The organism is Planktothrix sp. FACHB-1355 (assembly GCF_014748295.1).
Lineage (GTDB): Bacteria > Cyanobacteriota > Cyanobacteriia > Cyanobacteriales > Aerosakkonemataceae > Aerosakkonema > Aerosakkonema funiforme_A.
Genome location: NZ_JACJUP010001159.1, coordinates 1 through 2192, shown reverse-complemented (window position 1 = coordinate 2192; position 2192 = coordinate 1). Strand labels below are relative to the sequence as shown.

The 2192-nt window shown below is 47.6% G+C and carries 1 protein-coding gene and 1 pseudogene; both read right to left on the bottom strand.

The genetic code is table 11. The features are described from left to right. A partial coding sequence (locus H6S82_RS30220) for a cation:proton antiporter (protein WP_191057246.1) occupies positions 1 to 1836 on the bottom strand: 1836 nt, incomplete at its 3' end. A 96-nt stretch (positions 1837 to 1932) separates the two neighbouring features. After that, a pseudogene (locus H6S82_RS30215) lies at positions 1933 to 2192 on the bottom strand (hypothetical protein); the annotation flags it as partial.

Sequence of the window (2192 nt, the reverse complement as noted above, 5' to 3'; positions counted from 1 at the left end):
GGCGAGTAAAGCCAATTGGGACTCATCCCAAGCACGTTGTGTCGGTGTAGTTCTGCGATCGCTTACGTGCAGTAGCGTCACCTGTGCCTGATTTGCCTGGGCCAGAACTTTGGCAAACCGCACAGGTTGTAAAGCCTGAGATGTTAAATTTTCGATCGGTACTAAAATCCGCTTTACCTGCGTGGGCGAATCTAGGAACCGCGTTACAGCCACCGGACAGTGAGCCGCCCACAGCACGCTATCAATTACATTACCAAACAAGCGAGCCCGAAACCCAGTTCGTTGACCCCAACCCATCACAATCAAATTGGCATTTTGTTCCCGACTCGCACGGCTAATTCCTTGGGGAACGCTATCATCAATTCGCAGCAGCGGTTTCGCTTCTACACCCAGTTCTCGACTTAGCTGCAAAGCGTTCTCCAGAAGCATATCGCCGCGATCGTGAGCCATCTCCAGTTCCGGGGCATCCATATGCACGTGAGCCTTCGCGATCGCTAACGGTACAATCCTACCCCCTTCGTGCCGCGCCAATAACGCCGCCATTTCAATCAAAAAGCGCTCAGTTTGAGGATTGTAAACTGGCACCACCACCGTAAAACGCGATGCCTCTGCCTTTAAAAAGCTTTCATCCTCAGAACTTGTATAGATATCCAAATTAGTTTCCGGTAACCTTAATCCTACCGCCACCCGACTCGTAATCAGTGGGCCTAGCGTAGCCGTCACCAGCATCAAAACCAGAACGCTATTTAAAACACCTTCAGTCAGCAATCCAGCGCGATACCCTACCAACGTCGCTGCCAAAGTTGCTGCCACTTGGGGTAGGGAAAGCGACCACATGGTCAGCATTTCCTGCCAGTTGTAACGATAAACCAGTTTGGCAAACAAAGCCGCCAAAAATTTACTGGCAATTAAACCGACCACAATCGCCAGCGTCAGCCAAATCGATGCCAAACTTTTAATAAAACCTGGAATATCGATTAGCAATCCCATATCCACAAAAAATATGGGAATAAACAAGACACTACCGACAAAAATCACCTTTTCTTTGACTGGCCCACCGCCCAGGACATCGTTAACTGCCAAACCAGCCAAGAAAGCACCGACTATTTTCTCTACCCCAATTAACTGAGCTCCCAATGCTGCCAAAAAAACCGCTAGAAGTACAAACAAAAATTGGTTGCCTTCATCATCGCCAGTGCGACGAAAAAATTCTTTCCCCGCCCAATCAAAGCCGAACAGCACAATGGCAGAGTAGACAATCAGCGAACCTAACAGGGTGATGAATTTGATAACAGTAAAGTTACCCGCATGAATGCCGATACAAACTGCCAAAACCAGTAGAGCGCCAATATCGGTAAAAATAGTAGCGCCAATGGTGACTGTAACGGCTTCGTTTCCCACCACTCCCAGACGGCTGACGATCGGATAAGCTAACAGGGTATGAGAAGCAAACAAGGAACCGATCAAAATCGAAGCGTTCCAGCCAAAGCCGAACACACGCCCGACGATCGTTCCGACAATCAGGGGTACCAGGAAAGTAAAAGTACCGAAACCTGCCGATCGATGCTTGGTTTTGCGGAATTGTTCCATGTCTACTTCCAATCCCGCCACAAACATCAGGTAAATTAACCCAATGTCCGACAGCAGTTGCATTGTCGGCATTTTAGTTTGAAGTAGATTCAAAGCGTTAGGGCCGAGGATTACCCCCGCGACCAACAAACCCACCAATCCCGGCAACCGCAGTTTCTCGAATATAGCGGGTACGGTCAAGATGACTACCAATAAAATAGCAAACGGTACGATCGGTTCGTGGAGAGTTTCTATAACTGATTCCATAGCTACCAAAAGCGAAAGTTCTCAGCTTTGAGAGTTGACTTCCAATAAAGACAACTCCTATCTACTGAAAACTCAAAACCCAAAATTCAAAACTCTCTAAGGGTGGATTTGGCTTAAAATTACTCTCAAGCGATCGTAGTCATCCCTAAGCAATACGCTTAAATTTCTGCCTGCGTTGACTAACCAGGTGCGATCGGCCTTTCTGAGTTGATAAATTTCCCGCATAGCGGCTGCACACAGCGCATCCACTGGTGCATTGTTTATCTGCAACAGCGTCCGCAAAAAATCTAACTTCTCGCTAAAGTTGATTACTTCTTCATCGTTACAACGATAAACCGCTTGATGAATTTGCGGCG